This window comes from Mesorhizobium sp. M0698 (assembly GCF_040320455.1).
In the GTDB taxonomy this organism is placed as follows: domain Bacteria; phylum Pseudomonadota; class Alphaproteobacteria; order Rhizobiales; family Rhizobiaceae; genus Mesorhizobium.
The window spans coordinates 1-4,685 of record NZ_JAMYPQ010000065.1 but is presented as its reverse complement, the minus strand read 5'-3'; the positions used below and the strand labels follow the sequence as shown (position 1 = coordinate 4,685).

Genomic DNA, 4,685 nt, shown 5'->3' with positions numbered 1-4,685 from the left:
TTGCCCAGTCGTTCATGCGCCAGCGGCTCGGATCTCAGATGGACTTCTCGACTCCGGAAGGCGAGCCGGCGCTGTTACCACCCAACTCGGTGTCCTGGCGCATTTTTAAGAACCCTGTTGCGGTGTTCATCGGCGGGGTAACGGCGGTGCTGCTCGAATTGGCAGAGCCGCGGGTTCGCGACGCCATTTGGCAGCACAGCAGCTTCCGCTCTCTCGCGCTCCGACGGTTACAGCGTACGGGCCTCGCTGCTTTGGTCACGGTCTACGGCCCCCGATCCAAGGCTAAGGCCATGATTGAAGATGTGGTCAGGATGCATGGGCGCGTTTCGGGTCGAACCAGCGAAGGCGAGCCATACCACGCCACCGACCCGGAGCTGCTGGACTGGGTGCAAGCGACGGCCGCGTTTGGTTTCATGGAGGCCTATCACACCTATGTGCATCGTCTGCATTTTTTCGAACGGGACGCGATGTTTGCTGAGGCTCGCCCCGTGGCGCTTCTCTATGGTGCGGTCGGCGCGCCCACGTCTCAGGCCGAGCTTTACGCGCTGTTCGACGTGATGAGGCAAAGACTCGTCGCGTCGCCGATCGTCTCGGAGTTCCTGCAGATCATGGAAGAAGTTCCCGCCTTGCCGGGAGTTGCTCGACCCCTTCAGCGGCCGCTTCTGAAGGCGGCCGTCGAGATCCTACCCCAATGGGTCCGCAAGCGGTTGGAACTCGGCGACCGCTGGACCTTGAAGCCGTGGGAGCGTGCTGTTGTGAAGACGACGGCTGCAATTTGCGACAGCACCGCGCTTCATTCATCACCAGCCGTCCAGTCGTGCCGCCGCCTCGGCCTTTCCGAGAGCTATCTCTATCGCCGAACGGCATCCGAAAACTTACACAGAACCGGACAGTGTTCCTTGACCTAAATGTCAGGCCCGCGTCGTGCAGACGTTCAGCTTCTAGTTAACGCGTCTTGAAGGCACGAACTCGATAGCCCACTGGACGGTGGGGCGTGACGGAGGCCCGCCAAGCAGATGCGAACAAACTACCGGACGGCTGCCGGCAACAGTGAAGCCGTCGTACCGTCAAAACCGGCATGGGCCGGCTCGTGGCCGGAGCCGCCGCCCGAGATGACCGTGTAGCCCTTCTCGGTGACTGTCAAAGTCACGATCCTGATCCGCGGGTCAAAGAGCGCCTCCAGCAGCTGAGCGGGGCCCTCCGGTGCGACAAGAATATGGCCGATAGAACCGACTATCCGAAGGCTCGTCTGTTCATCTTGACGACTGACAACTGTGTACAAACCATCTTGGGGAGCAAGCGCGTCCCGCGTGTCCGAACTCCGGGGGAGGCTGCAATGATGCCCCAATCGAGTTGTCCCGCGGCCAAGCAATCACCGTATAGATTGCCTGATGGGCCCTGTGGAAGTTGCCGATACCGAGATGCACGATTCCGGGCGTCACACTCCGTCGATCGTACCGATGAATTTGGACACCGGCTGATGCGAGCGCCAAATTGGCGTAAGAACGACGATTTTCCATTGTATGCAGCTCAATCGAAATGGAGACCACCGTTCATGTCGATAACCTCACCCGTGATGAACCCGGCTAGAGGTGACGCGAGGAATGAAACGGTGTGGGCGACTTCTTGAGGTTCGCAAAATCGCCCGACCGGGATTTGAGCAAGCTGGGCCGCGCGCTGTTCGTCGTTGAGCTGTTCGGAAACCATCGGCGACATTACGTAGGCGGGCGCAATTGCATTGGAGGTCACGCCCTGGCCAGCGGTCTCGCGGGCAATTGAAAAGGTCAGCCCGATCATCGCGCTCTTCGAAACTGAATACGCCGTCCCTGCGGTCAAGCCTCCGCTTTTGGCGGCATAGGAGGAGATATTGATCACCCGACCCCACCGTTTCGAGCGCATCCCAGGAAGAAATATCTGGGCGAGAAGGAATGCGGCTTCTACGTTGACTATGTTGACCCTTCGCCATTCCTCGATCGAGGTATCTGCCATTTTGTGGTTCGACAGAATGCCAGCATTGTTGACCAAAATGTCGACCGAACCGAAGTGCTGAAGAACCTTCTCCGCCGCCGCGCGCGTTGAACTCTCAACTGCCAGATCAACACCGACGGCAACGGCGCCATGCCCTATCCGCGACGCCAGCGCCTCTGCGGCCTCGGGGAGCAGATCCAGGACTGCTACTTGAGCGCCGGCGCGCGCCAGTTCCACTGCGATTGCGGAGCCGATAGCGCCTGCGCCTCCAGTTACGACAACGGTTTTTCCTTCTAGCGATTGCAAGCGGGAATTCTCCATTGCTTGGTCAGACGGCGGCATGGCGTGTCTCCGACGCATGCGCGTCGAAAAGGACAAAGATTTTATCGAGATGGGCGACCAATGCGGCTTCCGCACCGGGTCCGTCATTGGCATCCAGCGCATCCAGAATTGCCAAATGCTCCTGCAGCACCACCGCAAACCGTGCGGCATTGCCGGAGAAACGAATAAAGCGAGTCAGCTTGGCTTTAGCAGCGTGGATGGTCGTCCAAACTCCCGGTCGCTGCGCGAAAGACGCAAACAATTGGTGAAAATTCTCGTCATTGTCGTGAAATCCGTCAATATCGCCCTCAGCGATACTCCGTTCTTGAGCCGCCACCAGTGAACGCATTTCAGCGCTCATCGCTGGCGTCCAACGCGGCGCAACTTCGCGAAGAAGGCAAGTTTCCAGGGAACGGCGGACAAAATGGCTGTCTTGGATGCTGACGATATCAATTTGCGAAACAAAACTGCCGAGCTGCGGAAAGACACTTACAAGTCCGTCTTCGGCCAATCTTTGGATCGCTGCCCTCACAGGTGTGCGAGACACATTGAACTGGCGACACACCGCGTTTTCACTAATCGATTCGCCCGGCAAGAGCTTCGCACGCACGATTGCCTCGCGCAGGACGGAGTAAATTTGCTCACTCGCCGAACTGCGCCGGTTCAAAAACACGTCTAGTTCAGCCAATCCGGAAGACATGGCTTTCGCTCCATTCTGGTCGAAACGCGATATCGCGTTCCGCTCGCCTTCTTGCACAATGTCCTCCGAAAAATGCCATCAACAAAAAAGCAGTTGCACCTTGTATACAAGTGTACTAGAACTTCTGCGGTGAATGCAAGGCATTTGCGCTGGCGGTCTCGACAATTTTAAGCGGGAAGGCGGCGCTCTCAACGGGAGGAGTTTTGATGTCGAACTATTTGCGTCGCGTGCTCGCGATTGGACTGCTATCCGCAATAGGCGTGGGGTCCGCCTTCGCCGCTGGAGATTCAAAAATTGCGCTGGTTCCCGGAGGTCCGCACCCCTACTTCGCGGCGTGGGAGCAAGCTGGTAAGGATGCTGCCAAGGATTTTGGCCTGGCCGCAGCAGACTATAAGGTGCCGCAAAAGTGGGAACTCAGCCAGCAGAACCAGCTGCTCGAGAGCCTTTTGACCCAGGGTTACAACGGCTTTCTGATTTTCCCAGGTGACCCCGTCGGATCGGTCAGTACCGTCGACGAGCTCGTGTCCAATGGCGCGCCTGTCATCGGCGGCGCAGGGTGCTTCAAGGATCCTTCTTCAGCAACCTTCTGCCTCGGCACCGACACTGGCAATTCAGCATACATTGGAACCAAGGAGCTTTTGAAAACACTGACGGGCACCAAGAAGCGCATTGCTCATTTCACCGGCTTCCTTGTTGATCCGAATACCCAGCTTCGCATCGACGCCGTCAAAAAAGCGGCGGAGGAAGAAGGCGCAACGGTCGTCCAGGTCATCGCTGACATTGATGCGCCCGAGCCAGCCGAGGAAAAGATTAATGCCTACCTGGCAGCTCACGCCAACGACGTCGATGGCATCATCACGACCGCTTGGGTCCCTGCGGTTGTAGCCTCGAACGCAGTCCGAAAGATCGGCGACAAGCGGATCAAGATGGTAGCCATTGATCACGATCAAGTTGTGTTGAAGGCCATCAAGGATGGCTTTGTGAATGGCACAATGCTGCAGAATCCGTATGGCCAAGGCTATATCGGCACTTTCGTTCTCGACAAGCTTCGTTCGGGTTGCGCGGTCAAGACCGATGCGCCTTTTAAGAAGAATGCCCTCACTGACAAGTTCATCGACTCGGGAACCGTCTATGTCGCGGCCGACAAAATCGACACTTATGTTGACGCCATGCGCGACACGACCAAGAAGCTCTTTGAAACCTTCCAGGCGACTTATCTGACCTGCAAGTAACGAGACTTCCGCCAATGCCGCCGGGCTGCGTTCAAGCAGACCCGGCGGTCGTCCAACCAAATTGCACGGTGTCTGTCGTGACCCAGAGCCAGGCCTGATAAGATGGCAGCCTAGCCATTGAAGGTGCGAAACCATGTCTTATTCAGATGTGCCGGCGAAGGGTCCCAGTGGCGACATCGTCGGCAAGCCGCGCAGGAATGCCACCGAGACGCGATTCTATCTGACCAATGAGTTTGGGCTCATTGCCCTCATTGTGGTCTTTGCGCTGGGCTTCAAATTCACAACAGAGGGTTTCTTTTCGGCCTTCAATTTGTTCACCCTCGGTCGTATCGCAGCCGTCAACATCATGATCGGCTTGGCCATGATGGTCGTCGTTATGACTGGGGGGTTGAACCTTGCTGTAGGGGCGATCGGCGTTTGTGCCGCAATGACTTGCGGCTATCTCATTGAGGTCGTCGGGCTTC

Annotated in this window: 5 protein-coding genes and 1 pseudogene; 3 read left to right on the top strand and 3 right to left on the bottom strand. The window is 57.4% G+C overall.

Translation table 11 applies throughout. The features are described 5' to 3' along the window. The coding region (locus tag NKI16_RS33835) for an oxygenase MpaB family protein (protein WP_352924783.1) at positions 1 to 908 on the top strand (908 nt) is incomplete at its 5' end. A 119-nt stretch (positions 909 to 1,027) separates the two neighbouring features. Here NKI16_RS33835 and NKI16_RS34235 read toward each other — a convergent pair. From NKI16_RS34235 to NKI16_RS33820, 3 genes are all read right to left on the bottom strand, one after another. Next, complete coding sequence (locus NKI16_RS34235) at positions 1,028 to 1,150, bottom strand: hypothetical protein (protein WP_502894702.1); 123 nt, start codon at positions 1,148 to 1,150, stop codon at positions 1,028 to 1,030. 380 nt (positions 1,151 to 1,530) lie between these two features. Next, entirely contained in the window at positions 1,531 to 2,310 is a 780-nt protein-coding gene (locus NKI16_RS33825) for an SDR family NAD(P)-dependent oxidoreductase (RefSeq protein ID WP_051406274.1), read from the bottom strand. After that, positions 2,297 to 3,046, bottom strand: coding sequence for a GntR family transcriptional regulator (locus NKI16_RS33820; protein WP_352622040.1), 750 nt, complete (start codon positions 3,044 to 3,046; stop codon positions 2,297 to 2,299). The genes NKI16_RS33825 and NKI16_RS33820 overlap by 14 nt, the downstream gene beginning before the upstream one ends. A 149-nt stretch (positions 3,047 to 3,195) precedes the next feature. Between NKI16_RS33820 and NKI16_RS33815 the strand changes: the two genes are divergently transcribed. Then, complete coding sequence (locus NKI16_RS33815; protein ID WP_023680812.1) at positions 3,196 to 4,221, top strand: sugar ABC transporter substrate-binding protein; 1,026 nt, start codon at positions 3,196 to 3,198, stop codon at positions 4,219 to 4,221. Between the two features lie 133 nt (positions 4,222 to 4,354). Further along, positions 4,355 to 4,685: pseudogene (locus NKI16_RS33810) on the top strand (hypothetical protein); the annotation flags it as partial.

What these genes read in the sequence shown, in the direction of transcription:
- NKI16_RS33825 (WP_051406274.1), bottom strand. Translation starts at nt 2,310, where the DNA reads ATGCCGCCGTCTGACCAAGCAATGGAGAATTCCCGCTTGCAATCGCTA.
- NKI16_RS33815 (WP_023680812.1), top strand. Translation starts at nt 3,196, where the DNA reads ATGTCGAACTATTTGCGTCGCGTGCTCGCGATTGGACTGCTATCCGCA.